Here is an 18,971-nt window from a genome sequence, read left to right as displayed (position 1 = left end):
CACCGCTGTGCGGGCCGGGGGGATCAGACGGCCGGCGTGCCCCATGAGTTCCTGGTCCCACGGACCGGGTGAGCGACGGGCGGGCCGGCCATGAGCGACCCGATCCCGCCGCCCGAGACCCCCACTGCCGGAATCGTCCGACGATTCCGGCTCAGTGCCGCGCAACGAGCGCTGTGGTTCACCCAGCAGGCGGCACCGGATGTGCCGATCAACGTCGCGCAGTACGTCGAGATCGACGGGCCGATCGACGTCGAACTCTTCCTCCGCGTGACCAGCGAGGTGGTGCGTCGCGCCCGGTTCACCCAGCTGAGGTTCGAGGACACCGACGACGGGCTGGTGGGCGTCTACGACCCGTCGCTGCACTACTGGGCCGACGTCGTCGATCTTCGGGATCGCCCGGACCCGCGGGCGGCCGCCGAGGCGATCATGCGCGAAGACTGTGCGCGACCACTGGACCCCCGGGTCGACCGCACCGCCCGCGGCTGTCTCTTCCGACTCGGCGACGAGAAGTTCTTCGTCTACAACCGCGGCCACCACCTGCTCTCGGACGGGGTGGGCGGCAAGGACCGCATGGTCGAGGCGATCGCCGCCTATCACGCCGCGGTGACCGGCGGCACGCCTCCGGCCGTCAAACCGGTGGACCTCGATCTGCCTGCGCGCGCCGACGACGAGTACCGCGCATCGCGACGCTTCGACACCGACCGGAGTCACTGGCGACAGGCCATGGCCGGGGTGGGAATCCCCGCGTCGCTCGCCCATCGGCGCGGCGAGCCCGACGCGGTGTCGCGGCGCGTCCACGCGCCTGTGGACGCGGGCACGATGGATGCGCTCCGCCGCGCGGCCGAGGTGCGTTCGACGATCCTTCCGAACGTCATCGTCGCCGCGTTCTCGGCCTACCTGTCCCGAGCCGCGGCCGAGGGCGACGAGGTGATCTTCCAGTTCCCGGTGGCCGCGCGCACCACCGCTGCGCTCCGCTCGACGCCGCTGCCCGTCTCGAATGTGGTTCCGTTGCGTACCGGCGTCGCGGGGGAGGCGTCGGTCGCCGATGCGCTGGCCACCACACAGGCGGCACTCCTCGGCGCGCTGCGGCACCAGCGTTACCGCGGCGAGGACATCTGGGCCGATGTCGCCGCCGACGAGACCAGCGGACGCGTACGGCGCACCGCGGCGCAGGAGCGGTCCGGTCCGATGCTCAATCTCATGCTCTTCCAGCGCGAGTTCCCCTGCGGAGAGGCGCACGGCACCTTCCACATACTCACGGTCGGCCCCGCCGAGGATCTGACGATCAACATCGTCCCGGTCGCCGGCGAGGACCGGGACTCGGTGCTGATGATCGGGGTGGAGGCCAACCCCAATCGCTACGACGACGCCGAGGTCGCCGAGCATCATCGACAGTTCCTCGCGATGCTGCGCACCTTCGCCGATGCTCTTGTGCAAGCGCCGGACACCCGCATCGACGATCTCCCGCTCGCCGACCCGGTGGCGGTGGTCCGCGGCGCAGCCCTCGGGTCCGTGCCGGCCACCGTGCCCGAGGCGCTCGCCGCCGCGGCCGCGCGTCACGCGCACGGGCCGGTGATCGACGAGCCCCGCACCCGACCGCTCACGTTCGACCGGTTACACGGCCGCGCAGTGGATCTCGCTGCCCGACTCCGAACCGCCGGCGCGGCTCCGGGGGCCGTGGTGGGTATTGCGTTGCCGCCGGGCGTCGACCGGCTGACCGCGTGGTGGGCGGTGGGGGTGAGCGGTGCCGCACTCGTCCTGCTCGATCCGATCGCGCCGCGTGCGGCCGTCGCGACGCTGCCGGTGAGCGCACGTCCCGCGCTCGTCATCGCCGCACAGTCCGAGGACGCCCCGGCGTCGGACTCGGGTCCGCGCCTCCTGACACTCACGGACCTCGATGGGCTCGAGGCCTCCGCAGCGCCGGTCCGTCCACCCGAATCCGAGGACATCGCCTGCCATCTCGCGATCACGGAATCCGATTCCGGGGTCGCCACGACCGTTGCGGTGCCCCAGTGCGCGGTGGCCGCGCTGATCGCCACCGGACTGTTCGACGACCGGTCGACCGATCTCGTGTACGGCCGCCTCCTCTTCGACGCTGACGCCGGGTCGTCGGCCGCCCATCTGGAGATCATCGCGGCGGCCGCGCACGGCCTGCGGCTCGTCGTGCCCGGTGCGGACACCGCGTCGGTCACACACGTGATCGCCACGCCGGAAGATGTCCCGGGGCTCGACAAGCAGGGGCCGATGACCTCGCTCCTGGTGGCGGGGGAGGACATCGCGCCGGCCGCTCTGGTGCGCCTGGCCTTCGGTCGCGAGGTGTCGGCGCCGTACTGTCCGCGCGGCGCGTTCGGTCCGGTGACGGCGAACCGGCGGATCGCCCCCGATGCCGCCGTCGACCACCGATTGCCCAGTGGTGCACCGCGTCCCGGCACCGAGATCGCCGTTCTGGACCGTTGGCTGCGGCCGGTTCCGGCCGGGATCACGGGCGACGTCTATGTGACCGGTCCGCAGGTGATCCGGGGCGTCGCCGACGACCCGGTCGGCACCGCGGCCACCCTCGTGGCGTGCCCGTGGGACCGGGGAACACGGATGCTGCACACCGGCGACCGCGGCCACTTCGACCCGGGCACTGCCATGTTGGTGATCGACCACCGCGCAGGCGATGTGGTGACCCTCGGCGGCGTGCGGATCGATCTCGCGGCACTCGACCGGGCGGCGGGACAGGTCGCCGGTGTCGGGTACGCGGTCACGGTGGCGACCTCGGGCGGACTCGACGTCGGCGTCGTCTGCGGCACCGACGACGCCGACCACCAGCGGGTCCGGGCCGCTGTCCGGCGCCGGGTGGACGGCGAGGTGCCCGCATCGACCCGACCCCGCCGCGTGGTGATCCTCGACGAGTTGCCGACCGATGCGACCGGCAACGTCGACCGGCATGCGGCGGCCGGACTGATCGCGGAGGTACGCGAGCCACCGGCAACGTATCGGCCGCCGATGACGGCCACCGAGGTGGCGGTCGCCGACGCGGTGACCGAGGTGCTGGGCGTATCGCGTCCGTCGATGGACGACGAACTCGTCCGACTGGGCGCCACCTCACTGGGATTCATGCAGCTCGGTACCCACCTCGGCAGCAGGCTGCGCGTGGTGGTCGACATGCGCGACCTGGCGGCGGTGACGACACTCGGCGAGCTCGCCGCGGTCATCGACGCAGCCGTCCCGAGGCGGACGACATCCACCGGCGGCGTCGTCTCCTATCGGCCGACCCGCGCCCAGCAGGAGATCTGGCTGCTCAACCGCGCCGACCCTCGTGCGACGGTGTATCACCTGCCCGTGCGTCTCACGCTCGCCGAACACATCTCCGCCGACGCCGCTCGAGCCGCCCTGGTCGACGTGGCCACCCGGCACGAGGCACTGCGGACCGTGTACCCGGAGGTCGACGGGGAGCCGGTCGCACGGGTTCGCGGCCGGGCCGAATCTGCCGCTGCCGCACCGATCACCAGCGCGACCCTGAACCCGGCGGGCGTCGATCTCGCCGTGTCGGCGCCGTTCGACCTGCGGACCGGGGTCCCGTGGCGAGCGGTACTCGACGAGACCCGCGAGGCCGTCGAACTGGTTCTCGTCGCCCATCACATCGCCGTCGACGAATGGTCGCTGCACATCGTGCTGGAGGACTTCGCCCACGCCGTCCGTGCGCGCGCGGCCGGTGCGGAACCCGTCTGGGAGACCGAAGCGGTCGCGTTCAGTGAGGTCCTGGAAGCACGACCATCCGGCCCTGCGACTGCGACAGCGACCACAACTGCGAACAGGGCTGCTGCAGAGGTCTTCTGGACCCGGTTCCTCCGCGATGCCCCGGAACGTCTCGCACTGCCCGAACCGCCGGTGGGCGATCCCGCGGCGTCCGGGCTCACCGCCGGACCCGCGGTCCACACGAGCCGCCGGATCGATCGTGCGGTCACCGATGCCGCGTCCGCGCGAGCGCGAGAGAGCGGCACCACCGTCAACACGCTTCTGTGCGTGGCACTCTCGGCAACCCTAGCCGAGTTCACCGACTCCGACGACGTCGTGCTGTCGATGCCGGTGTCGGGCCGGTTCACCAGCGAGGAACTCCGCCCCGTCGGCATGTTCGTCGAGACGGTGCCGGTGCGGGTGACCGGCGCTCGCCAGACCTCGATCGCCGAAGCGCTCGCGGGCGCCGGCCGCGATCTCGGCACGGCCGTCACGTTCGCCGACACCGGACCGACCGGACTGTCCGACGTCATCTTCGCATACCATGCGACGGCACCCGATCTCGTCGCCTCGACGGTCTTCGCCGGCGGGGAGACGTTGCGCACCGGCGAGGCGCGAACCGCGTTGGAATTCACCGTGATCGACGACGGGAACGGGCTGTCCGTCACTCTGACGATCGCCGAGCACCGAGTCGATGTGGCGTCGGCCGGTCGGCTGCTCGACAGGTTCGTCGAGGCCGTTGCGGCTCTGGGCGCCTCGGCACCGGGCACGTTGATCGCCGAATGCCTGTCGCCGGGGCCGGTCGCCGATCCGGGCAGCCGCCGGACCGCCTGCGTCGACCCCGTCCGCGCCCTTCTCCGCCACGCCTCCGCGGCCCCCGAGGCGACCGCGGTCATCGCCGGTGAGGAGACGCTCGACTATCGCACTCTCGTGGACCGGGCGCGCGCGCTGGCGGCGCACCTGCGGGAGTTCGGGGTGCGGCCCGGCGACCGCGTGGCACTGCTCATGGACCGACGCGCGGACACCGTGGTGGCGATCGTCGGGACCCTCCTCGCCGACGCGGTCTATGTTCCGATCGATCCGGACCATCCGCAGGCGCGCATCGACCTGATCCTTGCCGGGACCGCCCCGGCCGCGATCGTCGACAGCCGTCTCCAGGTGACGGCCGGGGTGGGTCATCAACGCGCGCAGACGATGCCGGGCGCCGCGTATGTCATCCACACCTCCGGTTCCACCGGCCTGCCGAAGGCCGTGGTGGTGACCCGGCAGAACGTGGCCGCTCTGATGGGGGCGGGACTCGATCTCGTCGACGCGTCGGCGCAGGACGTCTGGGCCTGGGTGCACTCCTACGCCTTCGACTTCTCGGTCTGGGAGATCCTGGGTGCGCTCGCATCCGGGGGCAGCGTGGTCGTCGTGGACCATGCGACCGTGCGGGATCCCCGTGCTCTCGCCGCGGTGATCGACCGGCACGGGATCACGATCCTGTCGCAGACCCCGACCGCGTTCAGCGGAATCGTCGACCTGGCGACGACCACCAGAGCGGCGGGGGCCCCGGCCGCGCCGGAACTGACGTCACTGCGGGCCGTCGTCTTCGGCGGTGAGACCCTCGCGCCGAACACGTTGCGCGCCTGGGCGGCCGAGCATCCCCGCACCCGCCTGGTCAACATGTACGGCATCACCGAGACGACCGTCGTGCTCACCGCCGCCGACGTCGACCTCGACGACGAACGCAGCATCATCGGCACCCCGTTCGACGGCGTCGGCGCGATGGTGCTGGACCGGCGCCTGCGGCCGGTGCCGACCGGTGCGGCCGGCGAACTGTATCTCGCCGGCGAGCAGGTCGCGCTCGGCTACCTCAACGCACCGGGTCTCACCGCGACCCGATTCGTCGCGGACCCGTCGGGTAGCGGCCGGCGGATGTACCGCACCGGCGACCGCGTCCGCGAGGTCGCTCCGGGTCGTTTCGCCTACCTCGGCCGCAACGACGACCAGGTCCAGATCCGCGGCCACCGTGTGGAACTCGGTGAGATCGTCTCGGCTCTGCGCGCGATACCGGGCGTGGGCGATGCGCGCGTCCTGGTACGACCGGGCCGACGGGCGGGCGACGAGCACCTGCTGGCCTTCGTGACCGAGGACGGCCTCGCCGACTTCGACGTCCTGGACGACCTCGACGAGGCGTCGATCCTGGCCGACTGCGCGACCCGGTTGCCGGCTCACGCCGTGCCGTCCCGGGCCACGATCGTCGACGGCTGGCCGATGACCGGGACCGGGAAGATCGACCGCGACAAGCTCTTCGCGAGCATCGCCGACACCGCCCCGCCGGTCGGACGGGCGCTCGGCCCGATCGAGGAGACGGTCGCGTCGGCGATCCGTGCGGTCATCGGTGAGGACGCCGGTCACCTCGGCGCCGACACGAACTTCTTCGCCGCCGGTGGCACCTCGCTCTCGGCGGCGCGTCTGGCCGCCACGCTCGCCGGGATGGGATACCGCGTCGAGGTCGGCGACGTCTTCGAGTACCCGACCGTCGCGGAACTGGCTGCGCGGCTGGCCACACCGGGGACACCATTCGTTCCATCGCGGGTGTCCCTGTCGGGCGACGACCGCGAGATCCCCGCGGATCTCCCGCTCACACCGGAACAGATGGACGTGTGGTTGCGGTGGCGGACCGAACCGGACTTCACCGGCTACCTCCTCCCGCTGTCATTGCCGATCGATGCGGAACCCGGCGACGCGCGACGCGCGCTGGCGGCGATCGTGACGCGACACGACGCGCTGTGCACCGGATTCCCGATGCGCCAACAGGTCCCGGTACAGCGCCGGTGGGACGACGCCGCCGTTCTCGCCCATCTGGAATCCGAGCTCGATTCGGCCGGCCCGGACGTCGCCACGCAGGATGCGACCGCCGTGCTCGCGGCGATGGCCGCGCCCATCGACCTCGCCGTCTCGCTCCCGTGGCGGGTCCGGATCGTCGAGATCGACGGAACCACCTGGCTTCTCGGGGTGATCCACCACATCGCCGCCGACGGGGAGTCCTTCGCGATCCTGGCCGGCGAACTCGACACCGCTCTCTCGGGAGCGACGCTGCCGTCGAGCGGAACCGACTACCGGCGGTACTCCGTGTGGCGTGCCGAGACGCTGGAGTCGAGGCGGTCCGAACTCGCGTCGTTCTGGCGTGCGGCGTTCGTCCGGCCGGTCGAGCAGCTCCGGCTGCCCGAGGTGAACCTGCAGGCGCACACCGTTGCGGCACCCGGACAGACGATCGTGCACCGTGCGCACGGCCGTCTCGACGAGACCGTCACCGCGTCGCTGGATGCGCTGACGGTCGACCGGTCGTCGACCCCGTTCATCGCCGCGCACACCGCGCTCGCCGCCGTGCTGGCCCGGCAGTCGGGGGCCGGGGTGGTGACCATCGGTACCGCGCTGTCCGGTCGTCTCGACCCGGGCCTCGTCGGTGTGCCGGGCCTGTTCGCGCGTGCGGTGCCGCTGCACACGCCGATCGACGCGGAACTCTCCTTCGGCGAACTCCTGTCGCGGGTGACGGCGGTGGACCTCGGCGCCTTCTCCCATGCCGATCTGCCGCTCACCGAGATCTCCGAGATCGCCGACCCCGGCCGCGCCGGGGCCGGCACCCCGCTGTTCGAGGTGTCCTTCGGTGCGGTGCCGGACGCGATCGTCGAATGGGTGGAAGCCGAGTTCCCCTCCGGGGAGGTCGGCAACGCCGCCTCGGGAGTGCTGGGAATCCCGCTCTTCGGCATCGACGTCTCGATGTACCGGCATGCCGGCGCTCTGCATCTGACCATGTCCTGTACCGATTCCGTCGCGACCTCGGACCGGCTGGAAGCCCTGTGCGACCTGGTCGTCGAGACACTACGGCGCGGCGTTCTCGCACCCGCAGAACCGGTGCGGTCGCTGATGGCCCCGGCGGTCGGGGAGACGGCGACGGCGCAGTTCGAGCCGGAGATCTTCGACGCGTTGGTCACGTCGCATGACGCATCCCCGTCCGACATCGCGGTCGTCGACCCCCGTCATCGGATACCGGGATTCGGAACCGAGATCACCGAGGACGACTTCGACCGGTTGTCGACGTACCTGGCGCGCGTGCTGATCGAGCGCGGTGTGGGCGCCGGGGACGTGGTCGTCGGCATGCTGCCGAGGTCGGTGTACGGCGTCGTCGCGACCGTCGCGATCGCCCGTGCGGGCGCGGCGTTCGTCAACGTCGACCCCGCCGACCCGGCCGGGCGCCGACGCTCGATCCTCGGCCGGTGCCGCCCGACGGTGGTGCTCACGCTCGCCGGGATCGACCCTGCCGGGATCGACCCCGCCGGTGCCGCGGTCCTCGCTCTCGACGACCTGTTCGCCGGATTGCCGTCGGAGGTGCCGCCGTTCGACGACACGGAACGGGTGCGGGCCGTGATGCTGGACGACGTCGCCTACATCACGTTCACCTCCGGCACGACGGGTGTGCCCAAGGGCGTCGCGGTCACCCATCGCGGACTGGCGGGATGGGCCCGCGACACCGTCTGCCGGTTGGGTCTGGCGGCCGACGACCGGGTCCTGCACACGTACGCAACGGGTTTCGACGCCCACCTGATGGGCATTCTGCCGCCGCGGATCGCCGGTGCGACGATGATCGTGTGTCCGCCCGACGTCATCGCGGCGGACGAACTCGCCGACCTCGTCCACGACGCGGGTGTGACGGTCCTGCTCACGACCCCGTCGGTGCTCGCGACGTTGCGCCCCGGCGACCTGCCCCGCGTGCGGCACGTCGCGGTCGGCGGTGAACCGCTCGGCGCCGGCCTCATCCGCGAGTGGACGAGATCCGGCACCCTCAGCAACGAGTACGGTCCGACCGAGGCGACCGTGGCGGTGAGCAGTGCGCGCTACGCCCACGGTGCCTCGGGTGCGGTACACATCGGGCGGCCGCTCGACGGCGTGGCCATGCAGGTCCTCGACGCCGGGTTGCACCCGGTTCCGGACCACACGGTCGGTGAACTCTATCTCTCCGGGAACTGCCTGGCGCGTGGGTATCTCGACGATCCACGCGCGACCGCGAGCGCCTTCGTCGCCGGTCGGGCGGGCACACGGATGTATCGGACCGGAGACCTGGTGCATCGGCGCGGAGACGGGACCTTCGTGATCCACGGCCGCACCGACGACCAGGTCAAGATCCGGGGCGTCCGCCTCGAACCCGCGGAGATCGACGCGGCGCTGTCCCGGCTGTCCGGCGTCGCCACCTCGGTGACCGCGGCCCGCGCCACCGCCGCCGGCGAGAAGGTCCTGGTCTCCTGGGTCGTCGGCGAGCCCGATGCCGGACCCCGCATCGACGACCTCGCCTCGCAGCTGTCACATGTATTGCCGCGCACCATGATCCCGAGTGCCTTCGTCGAGGTCGCGGAACTGCCGCTCGGCCGCAACGGCAAGATCGACGTCGCGTCCCTGCCCGCGCCGGACTTCGGCGCGACCGGTGCCCCGGGTGCGGCCACGGCCGGCCGCGCGCTGACGGGGGAGGTCGAGCTGCTCATCGCGTCGGTGTGGGCGGAGGTCCTCGACCGGCCCGTCGAGAGCTTCGACGCGGACTCCGATTTCTTCGCCGACGGCGGCACCTCGCTGTCGGCCACCCAGGTCACCTCGAGGCTGTCCGCCTCCGCCGGAGCCGACATCGCTGCGCGCCTGCTGTTCGAAGCGCGGACGATCGGCGAACTGGCGCGGCGCGTCGAGGTCCTGGTCTCCCGGACCTCCGAGACCTACTCCGCGCAGTCGCCGGCGCCGGCGAGACTACCCGTCCCGGACCCCTTGCCGCTGGCATATCCGCAGCGCCGCATGTGGATTCACCACCATTTCGACCCGACCTCGACCGCGTACCACGTGCCCGTGGTCATGCGGATCCGCGGGCGCGTCGACCTCGCCCGGCTGCGCAAGGCAGTCGACGAGGTGGTCGGGGCCCACGCGGTGCTGCGGACCGTCTACCCGGACTCGCCGGCCGGGCCGGTGCAGCGGCGGGTCGAACACCGCAGCCCGGTGCTGACACATCGCCTGGTCGAGGTCGAGGTCGGGGACGGAGACGTCGGCGCTGTACTCCGTCAGCAGGTGACCGAGTATCTGCGGGCGCCGTTCGATCTCGAGAACGAGCCCGGATTCCGTGCGGCGGTCTTCGAGGCGGACACACCCGAGGGCATCGCCTCCGAGAACCCGGACCTCTACCTGGCGGCGGTGCTCCACCACATCGCGATCGACGGCTGGTCGATCCGGGTGCTGCTCGCCGACCTGATGCGGGCGTACGACGGCGAGCGGCTGGCGGTGGCGGCCGACGAGGCGTTCACCTACGCCGACTTCACGCAGTGGCAGATGGCACGCCTCGGCGACCCCTCCGATCGGGACAGCCCCTATGCGCGCCAGATCCGCTACTGGACAGCGACTCTCGCCGACGCTCCGGAACCGCTCCGGTTACCCGGCCGCCGTGACGCCGATGGCGCCGGGGTCACCGGTCGGATCACCGCGTCCGTCCCGGCCCCCGCGATCCATCAGACCGCGAAAGCGTTGTCGGCGACGGTGTTCCAGGTTGCGCACGCGGCCCTCGCGGCGACCCTCGGTCAGCTGACCGGCCACTGGGACGTCCTGATCGGCGTGCCGGTGCACGGGCGTTCGGCCGCCGAGTGGGAGCCGGTGGTTGGTATGTTCGTCAACACCGTCGCGCTGCGCACGAGTCTCCGGCCCGACACGCCGGTCCGGGAGGCCGTCGAGCGGGTACGCGACGTCGCGCTGGCCGCGCTGGCACATGGCGACGTCCCGTATGAGGACGTAGTCCGAGCGGTCCGCCCCGCGGCCCGCGACGGCGCCGACCCGCTGATCTCGGTGTTGCTCGTCAGCCAGGAGGTCGTTCCCCAGGCGTCCGGTGAGGTCGTCCTGGCCGGTGCGGTGGCCTCGCTGATCACCGAGGCGACCTCGACCGTCGACGCGAAGTACGACATCGAGGTGGTCCTCGCGGAGAGCGATGACGAACTGCACGTCAAGCTGGTGCACTCCGGAGAGATCCCGGACGGTGTGGCGCAGACGTTGCTCGACGAGTACACGACCCTGCTGCGCGGCCTGGGTGACGTCGGGAACCCGTTCCCGATCGTCGCGGCGACCGTCGACGCCGACGGGTTCGTCGCGCATGAGCCCAGGGCGGCCGAAACCGTGACGCACGCAGGCGAACCCGAAACGCTTGACCTCGCCACGGCCGACCTCGTCGCGCGCGTCGGCGCGGTCATGGCCGAGGTGCTCGAGGTCTCGGATGCCCTCGCGGAGTCCGACGACTTCTTCGCTCTCGGCGGTACCTCGTTGTCGGCCACCAGGGTGACCTCCGCACTGGGACGCCACCTCGGCATCCGGGTGCCGACGCGCGTGCTGTTCGAGCACCCGACACCCGTGGCGCTCGCGGCCGCGGTGTCCGCACTGGCCGCCGCCGATACGGCCGACACCTCCCGTGCGCCTGCCGCTCTCACCGACGAGATCCCGGACGGCCCGTCCGTGGCGATCCCGCTGGCACCGACGCAGCGCCGCATGTGGGTCGGGGCCCAGATGCTCGGGCCGGTCCCGATCTACTCGGTCCCGGTCGTCGTCGGCGTGCCGGCCGGGGTGACGAACGCCGATGTGGCCGGCGCACTCGACTCGCTCGTCGATCGCCACCCGGCGCTGCGTACCCGCTACCTGGCCACGCCCGACGGTCCGCGGCAGCAGGTCGTCGACGGATGGCGGCCGCCGATACGGCATCTCGACTCCTCCGCATTGACCGGAACGACGATCGCCGACGAGTTCTCCGCGCCGTTCGATCTCGCCGGGGATCCGCCGGTTCGGGTGTGGTTGCTGTCGGAGGGCCGCGGCGATGCAGTCGACACCGCCGAGGCGGTCGACCCCGTGCCCGTCGCGGTGGTGCTCGTCGCCCACCACATCGCGATCGACGGCGAATCGGCGGCCATCGTCGAACGGGAACTCATCGCGCTCCTGGCCGGTGAGACGCTCGACGGGAAACCGGTCGGCTTCGACGTCCTCGCGCGACGGATGGTCGCCGAGGAACAGGGTTCGCGCGCCGAACTGCTCCGTTACTGGGGGGTGGCCCTCGACGGATACGGCGGGGAGCTCGACCTCGTGGGGCACCGCCCGCCCGCCCGCGACCTGCGTACGTCGGTCGTCGAGTTCGCGGTCGACGACACCGTCGCCCGATCGATCTCGTCGGCGGCCCGCCGTGCGCAGGCCAGCGATTTCCACGTGCTTCACGCCGCCACCGCACTCGCGCTCGCGGCCCAGACCGGAGTCGACGACATCGCGGTGGCGACGCCGGCCTCGATGCGCCGCGACGAGGACAGCGCCGGAACGGTCGGGATGCTGATCTCGACGGTCGTCCTGCGCACGCGGCTGACCGCCGGCCTGACGGTGGGTGGGCTCATCGAGACCGTCCGGGACGCCGACCTCGCCGCCCTGGACCACGCTGCCATCGCCTTCGACGACGTCGTCGCGCTCGTCGATCCACCTCGAGTGCCCGGGCGCCACCCGCTCGTACAGGTCGCCTTCTCGGTGGTCGAGGCCGCCGGGATCGAGCCGGGCGGTGCCTCACCGGAACCAGGTGCGCCGCGCACCGCGATGGATTCGCACAGCGAGTTCGACGTGCACGTCGTCGCCGTCCGTTCCGGGGACACCTGGCGTCTGCAACTCCATCACGCGCGGGATCTGTTCGACGAGAACGTGATCCGCGGTCTCGGTGAACGTCTGGTGGCCGCCGTCGCGGCGGTGACGGGAGACCCGGCGAGACGCGTCGCCGCCATCGAACCGCTCACCGGGGCCGAACGCGAATTCCTCACCGGCCGTGCACGGGTCAACGCGCCCACCGGGACCGAACCCCTGCTCGCCGATCTGTTCGCCGAGGCGGTGGCGTCGCACGGCCGGCGTCCGGCGATCGCCGACGGCACCCGGACCCTCACCCACCTCGAGTTCGACGCCTGGGTGTCGGAGACGGCGCGCGCGTTCCGCGCCCGCGGTCTCGGCGCGGGCGATGCGGTGGCGGTCGTGGTCCCGCGCTCGATCGAATCGGTGGTCGCCATCTGGGCGGTGAGCCGCATCGGCGGGGTGTGCGTCCCCGTCGACGTCACCTATCCGGCGGCCCGGATCGACCACGTGGTCGACGGGGCGCGGGCGACCGCGATCGGTCCCGGTGACATTCCCGCGCAGCCGTCGGGACCCGTTGCGTCGGAACCGATCACGCGCGTCTCACCGGACTCGCTCGCCTACGTCATCACGACGTCGGGCACCACCGGCACGCCGAACATCGTCGGCGTCACCCACCGTGGCGTGCATCGCGTCGCCGCGCTCGGCGATGTGGAGTCCGGCGACCGCGTGGGAATGGCGATCAGCCCCGGCTTCGACGCGACGTTCCACGACATGCTGCTGCCGCTGGCGACGGGGGCGACGCTCGTGGTCGTGCCACCCGAGATCGTCGGTGGTCGCGAACTCGCCGGGTTCCTCGACCGCACCGGGGTCAGCGTGTTCACCGCGACCCCGTCGGTGATGCGGACCATGCAGCCGGAGTCGATCACGTCGGTGCGGCTGGTCTACATCGGCGGGGAGGCGCTGCCGGCGGACCTGGCGGCGGCGTGGTCGGAGCGGGCTCAGGTGCTGAACATCTACGGCCCGACCGAGACGACCGTGACGGTGTCCACCAGCGCCTACCGTCCGGGCGAACCGGTGCGGCTGGGTCACCCGCGTCCCGGGATCGGCGCCGAGGTCCTCGACACCCGGCTGCGGCACGTGCCGCCCGGCGTCGTCGGCGAACTCTACGTGAGCGGAACCGGTGTCGCCCGTGGCTATCTCGGGGACCGGGCGCTGACCGCCGCGACCTTCGTGGCCGGGAACGACGGGCGTCGCCGCTACCGGACCGGCGACCTCGTGCGGTGGGATCGTGGGACCGGCGAGCTCGTCTACGTCGGACGCGCCGACCGCCAGATGAAGATCCGCGGCCAGCGCGTCGAGCCCGCCGAGATCGACGCCGTGCTGGTGGGCGCCGGGGCCCGGCGATCGGTCACGGTGCTGCGGCCGGGACCGGCCGGTCCCGCACTGGTCTCGTACGTGGTCTCCGCGGTGCCCGCCGACCGGCTCGCCGACGCCTGCCGCGCGCTGCTGCCGCGGCACATGGTGCCCGGCCGGATCGTCGAGATGGCCGAACTGCCGCTGAGCGGGGCGGGCAAGATCGATCATCGGCGGCTGCCCGAGCCGGTGTGGTCGGAATCGACCCGCGAACCCGAGACATCCACGGAAAGGACGGTGCGCGAAGCGTTCCTGGCGGTGCTGGGCGACACGCCGGGCGAACACGGGCCGGGGATGGACGACGACTTCTTCGGGATGGGCGGCAACTCCCTGGCGCTGGTGCAGCTGCGCGACGAACTCTCACGCCGCACCGGGATCGTCGTGGAGGTCGCGGACCTGTTCACCCACCGCACGCCGGCCGAGGTGGCCCGCGTGGTCGAGGCCATGTCCTCGGGTGAGGGCACCGGCGTCGATCACCGCGTGGTGCCCTTGTCGGATGTGGATGCCGATACCGCGGAATCCGGCGCCCCGGTGGTGTGGTGCGTGCACACCGCCGCGGGGATCGCCGAACCGTTCCGTGCCCTCGGTGCATCACTGGACACGGCCGTCGCGTACGGCCTACAACTGCCCGAACTGGTGGTCGCCGACCGCCCACTGCCCACGACCCTGCCGGAGATCGCGGCCCTGCACGTCGCGGCGGTCCGGGCACGTCAGCCGGTCGGGCCGTACCACCTTGTCGGCTGGTCGCTCGGCGGCATCATCGCGCACGAGATGAGCCGGCAGCTCGTCGAGACCGGGGAGCGGGTCGCGGTGCTGATGGTGCTCGACCCCCGGACCCCAGAGGACCTGCAGGGCGTCGCCGACGACGAACTCCTCGGCGAGGACCACCCGCTCCGGGCCGCGGCCGAACGACACGACCCGCAGGCCCTGCGGCGATTCGAAGATCGTTCCCGGACCCTGGCGGCCGCGGCGCGGTCCTACGAACTGCGTCCGGTGCCCGTCGGTAAGGTGATCTACGTTGCCGCCGAGGACAATCCGGATGTTGAGAGCTGGGGGCGGGCGGTCCGGAACGAGGCCGGGACCGAGACACCGGCGGTGGAAGTGTTGCCCGCCGGAGTGACACACGCGCAATTGGGAGACCCCGACGTGATGCGTCGGCTGGCCAGGAGAATCGAGGAGGAATGGTGACCGGAACCGACCGGGACGCGACGTCGACGGGGCTGTCGATCCTGTTCGTCTGTACGGGCAACATCTGCCGCTCACCGATCGGTGAACGCGTGCTGGCCGGCCTGGCCGACCGCATGCGGGCGGACGGGACGGAGCTCGCCGTCACCTCGAGCAGCGCCGGTACCGGGGCACTCAACGGTCAGCCGATCCATCCGCACTCGGCCGCCGTCCTCACCGAACACGGCTACGACGCAGCGGGTTTCGAGTCCCGGTACCTGCGGCCGCCGATGCTGGCCCAGGCCGACATCGTGCTGTGCATGAGCCGCGAGCACCGCGCGGCCGCCCAGCAGATGGCACCCGCGCGCTGGAAGCGCGTGTTCACGCTCACCGAGTTCGCCGCGCTGGCGGAGTCCGGCGCCCCGGACGAGAGCGGCACCCTCGCAGCGATCATGGCGGGGCGGGGTCGCATCGATCCCAACTCGTCGCTCCTCGACATCGTCGACCCGATGGGCCGGCCGCGTGAGGACTTCGACCGCGTCTTCGCCGAGATCGAGCCGAAGGTCGAGACCGTCGCCGGATGGCTGGCGGCACAGCACATCACCGAGACGACAGGGGAGAGCCGATGATCCGCCGCATCGCCGGAAACCGGGCGGTCCAGATCGTCGCCGTGATCGTGGTGCTCGTCGCCGCGTGCGTCGCGTGGCTCGCGTACTCGGCGCTGAAGGTCAAGGGCGATCTGGAGTCGGTGCGGACCGACGCCTCGCGTGCGCGAACCCTGATGCTCGACGGTGATCAGGCCGGCGCCGCCCAGGCCGCCACGGCGGCCGCCGACAGTGCGCAGGCCGCGTCCGAGAAGTCCCACGGCTTCATCTGGTCGGCGGTGGCCGCGATCCCGGGGATCGGGTCGCCGCTCGAGTCGGTGCAACAGATGAGCGACGCCGTCGAAGCGCTCTCCTCCGAGGTACTCCTCCCGGCCGCCGACCTCGCCGGCGTGCTGAACCCGGATCGGCTGCGGACGGGGAACACCGTCAACCTCAAGCTGCTCCGGGAGGCGCAGCCGGCGCTCGCCGAGGTCGCCGAACGCTCGACCGAGGTGGCCGGCCAGGTGGCGTCGATCGATCCGAGCTGGCTCGGCGTCGTCGCCGACGCGAGAACCCAACTCGCCGAACAGGTAGATGCAGCCGAGTCCACGCTCGTCGCGACCGACATCGCCGCGCAGCTCATTCCGCCGATGCTGGGTTCGGAGGGACCGCGCAACTACTTCCTGGCCTTCCAGACACCGTCGGAAGCGCGCGGAACCGGCGGTCTCGTAGGCGGCTTCGGGTTGCTCAACGCGACCGGTGGGCGCGTGACGGTTCCGGAGCTGGGGGCCAATTCGGAGTTCCGCGACCCGGCGACGCCGAAGATCAACCTGGGGGCGGAGTACGACTCGATCTACTCCTACTACAAGCCGTACACCGACTTCCGGAACGGGAACCTGTCCGCGCACTTCCCCGACGCCGCCAAGATCTGGCTGGCCAACTGGCAGGCCCAGACCGGTCAGCGGCTCGACGGCGCCATCGCCCTCGACCCGATCGCGCTGAAGTACGTACTCGACGCCGCCGGGCCGGTGACGCTGCCCGGCGGGGAGAGGATCACCGGCGACAACGTCGTCCCCATCACGCTGTCGACCTCCTATCAGCGATTCGCCGACGACAACGAGGCACGAAAGGCGTACCTGCAGTCCATCTCCCAGGCCGTCGTCAAGAAGATGATCACCTCGGGCGGCAGCACCCGGTCGCTGCTCGAGGCGCTCGGACGCGGCGTCCACGAGCGCCGGATCATGATCTACAGCACCACGCCCGCCGAACAGGAGATCCTCGAGACCACCAAGCTCGGCCACCAGATCTCCGACACCGACTCGCCGTATCTCCAGGTGGCGATCGGCAACGCCTCGGGCAGCAAGCTCGACTACTACCTGCGCCGCGAGATCGAGTACACCGCAGGCGATTGCAGTGGCGACACCCGGGAGAGCACCATCACCGTCACCCTGACCAACACCCTCGACGAGACGGGGCTCACCGACTACGTCGCGGGCGGTCTCGGCACCGAACTGACGGTGGACAAGGGCACCAACCTGGCCAACGTGGAGTTCCTCGCCACCAAGGGTGCGGTCCTCAAGGAGATGACCCTCGGCGACGCCGGCGCCTTCTACGTCGAGCAGACCTTGCACGGGCGGCCGTACTACTCGACCCGCGTCGGGATCGGACCGGGACAGAGCGCCACGGTCACGCTGAAGATCGACGAGCCGACCGCCGCGTTCGGCGAGGCCGACGTGCCGGTGCAGCCGCTGGTCGACGATCCGACCGTCACCGTCGACGTGCCCGCGTGCGGGCCGCGGGAGTGACGTGCCCGCGGGAGTGACGTGCCCGCGTGCGGGCCGCGGGAGTGATGGTGCCCGCGTGCGGACCGCAAGAGTGACGGTGCCGCGGTGCGGGACCCCCGCTCCCTGAGGTGCGAGCGAAGCGAGCCACGAAGGGCGGCGACGTCGTCTCACCAGGCCTTCGTGGCTCGTCGCTTGCGCTCCTCGCACCTCAGGCAGCGAGTGATCAGTACTTGCGCTCCTCGCACCTCAGGCAGCGAGTGATCAGTAGTAGTAGGGGTAGTCGTCCCAGCGGGGATCGCGCTTCTCCAGAAACGCATCCCGGCCCTCGACGGCCTCGTCGGTCATGTAGGCCAGGCGGGTCGCCTCGCCGGCGAACACCTGCTGTCCCATGAGCCCGTCGTCGGTGAGGTTGAACGCGAACTTCAGCATGCGCTGCGCGGTCGGTGACTTGCCGTTGATCTTGCGGGCCCACTCGATGGCGGTGTTCTCCAGGTCGGCGTGCGCGGCGACGCGGTTGACCGCTCCCATGCGGTGCATGGTCTCCGCGTCGTAGGCCTCACCGAGGAAGAAGATCTCGCGGGCGAACTTCTGGCCGACCTGCTTGGCGAGGTAGGCGCTGCCGTATCCGGCGTCGAAGGAGCCCACATCGGCGTCGGTCTGCTTGAACCGGGCGTGTTCGGCGGAGGCGAGGGTCAGGTCGCACACGACGTGCAGCGAGTGGCCGCCGCCGGCGGCCCATCCGTTGACCACCGCGATGACCACCTTCGGCATGGTGCGGATGAGTCGCTGGACCTCGAGGATGTGGAGTCGCCCGCCCTCGGCCTTCACCCGGGCCTCGTCGACGGACTCGGAGCCCGCGCTCACGACATCAGAATCGTGGCTGGTCGCGTACTGGTACCCGGAACGTCCGCGGATGCGCTGGTCGCCGCCGCTGCAGAAGGCCCAGCCGCCGTCCTTGGGGCTCGGGCCGTTGCCGGTCAGCAGGATCGTGCCGACGTCGGGGGAGCGGCGTGCGTGGTCGAGTACCCGGTAGAGCTCGTCGACGGTGTGCGGCCGGAAGGCGTTGCGGACCTCCGGCCGGTCGAAGGCCACTCGCACGATGCCGTTCTCGCGACCCTCGCCCACGTGGCGGTGGTAGGTGATGTCGGTGAGGCCGACGAATCCGGGCACCTGCGCCCACTGGGCCGGATCGAACGGCTGGGCGGCGGTCTGGGTCTCGTCGGTCGCGCTCATGCGCTCAGAGTAGTGACCACGGGCGAGGGTCTGTTCGGCGGCACGGGGAGCCCGACACGGGGACCTGGGACAAATGACCTGGTGAAACGAAGATCGGCGGGGAACATATGTTGAGGAATTTCAGCAAATTCCCAGTTCGCAATGCTTTCATGGACCCATGAACACCTGGGGGTGGATTATCGTCGTCGCGGTTGGCTGGTGTGTGCTGGCCGCGGTCGTCGCCGTCATCGTGGGGCGGGCGGTGAAAATCCGGGATGAGAAGGAGCGCGGGCCACGCGGTGTCCCCGACTTCGTGCCGGGCTCGCCACGGGGCCTCGTCGGCCACGGGGCGTGTGTCGATCTCGACTCACACCGTCGTCCCGATCGGCACCGTTCGGCCGGCGGCGGGGAGCACCAGTCCGGCCACTGAATGGGTCTTCTTATACGG

At 71.2% G+C, this 18,971-nt stretch carries 5 protein-coding genes; 4 read left to right on the top strand and 1 reads right to left on the bottom strand.

The genetic code is table 11. The annotated features are described in order from the left end of the window. Window positions 1-90 precede the first annotated feature (90 nt). From BLU62_RS18000 to BLU62_RS17990, 3 genes are read left to right on the top strand one after another with little or no spacing between them, the layout of a single operon-like run. Window positions 91-14,967 (top strand): non-ribosomal peptide synthetase, encoded by a 14,877-nt coding sequence (locus BLU62_RS18000; protein ID WP_074851158.1) that lies wholly within the window; start codon window positions 91-93, stop codon window positions 14,965-14,967. Then, window positions 14,961-15,572: a low molecular weight protein-tyrosine-phosphatase gene (locus BLU62_RS17995; protein WP_074851157.1), complete on the top strand. Its 612-nt coding sequence runs from the start codon at window positions 14,961-14,963 to the stop codon at window positions 15,570-15,572. Before BLU62_RS18000 ends, BLU62_RS17995 begins: the two co-directional genes overlap by 7 nt. Further along, window positions 15,569-17,332 carry a DUF4012 domain-containing protein gene (locus tag BLU62_RS17990; RefSeq protein WP_074851156.1) on the top strand — a complete coding sequence of 588 codons (1,764 nt, stop codon included), beginning with the start codon at window positions 15,569-15,571 and terminating at the stop codon, window positions 17,330-17,332. The genes BLU62_RS17995 and BLU62_RS17990 overlap by 4 nt, the downstream gene beginning before the upstream one ends. Before the next feature lie 240 nt (window positions 17,333-17,572). Here BLU62_RS17990 and BLU62_RS17985 read toward each other — a convergent pair whose 3' ends face one another. After that, window positions 17,573-18,544, bottom strand: a complete 972-nt coding sequence (locus BLU62_RS17985; RefSeq protein ID WP_074851155.1) for a 1,4-dihydroxy-2-naphthoyl-CoA synthase — start codon at window positions 18,542-18,544, stop codon at window positions 17,573-17,575. A 157-nt stretch (window positions 18,545-18,701) separates the two neighbouring features. Between BLU62_RS17985 and BLU62_RS17980 the strand changes: the two genes are divergently transcribed. Beyond that, window positions 18,702-18,953, top strand: a complete 252-nt coding sequence (locus BLU62_RS17980; RefSeq protein ID WP_084811826.1) for a hypothetical protein — start codon at window positions 18,702-18,704, stop codon at window positions 18,951-18,953. Window positions 18,954-18,971 lie beyond the last annotated feature (18 nt).

The organism is Gordonia westfalica, assembly GCF_900105725.1.
GTDB classification, from domain to species: Bacteria; Actinomycetota; Actinomycetes; order Mycobacteriales; family Mycobacteriaceae; genus Gordonia; species Gordonia westfalica.
Note: the sequence above shows the minus strand (reverse complement) of the source record. Positions and strands in the feature narration are given on the sequence as shown.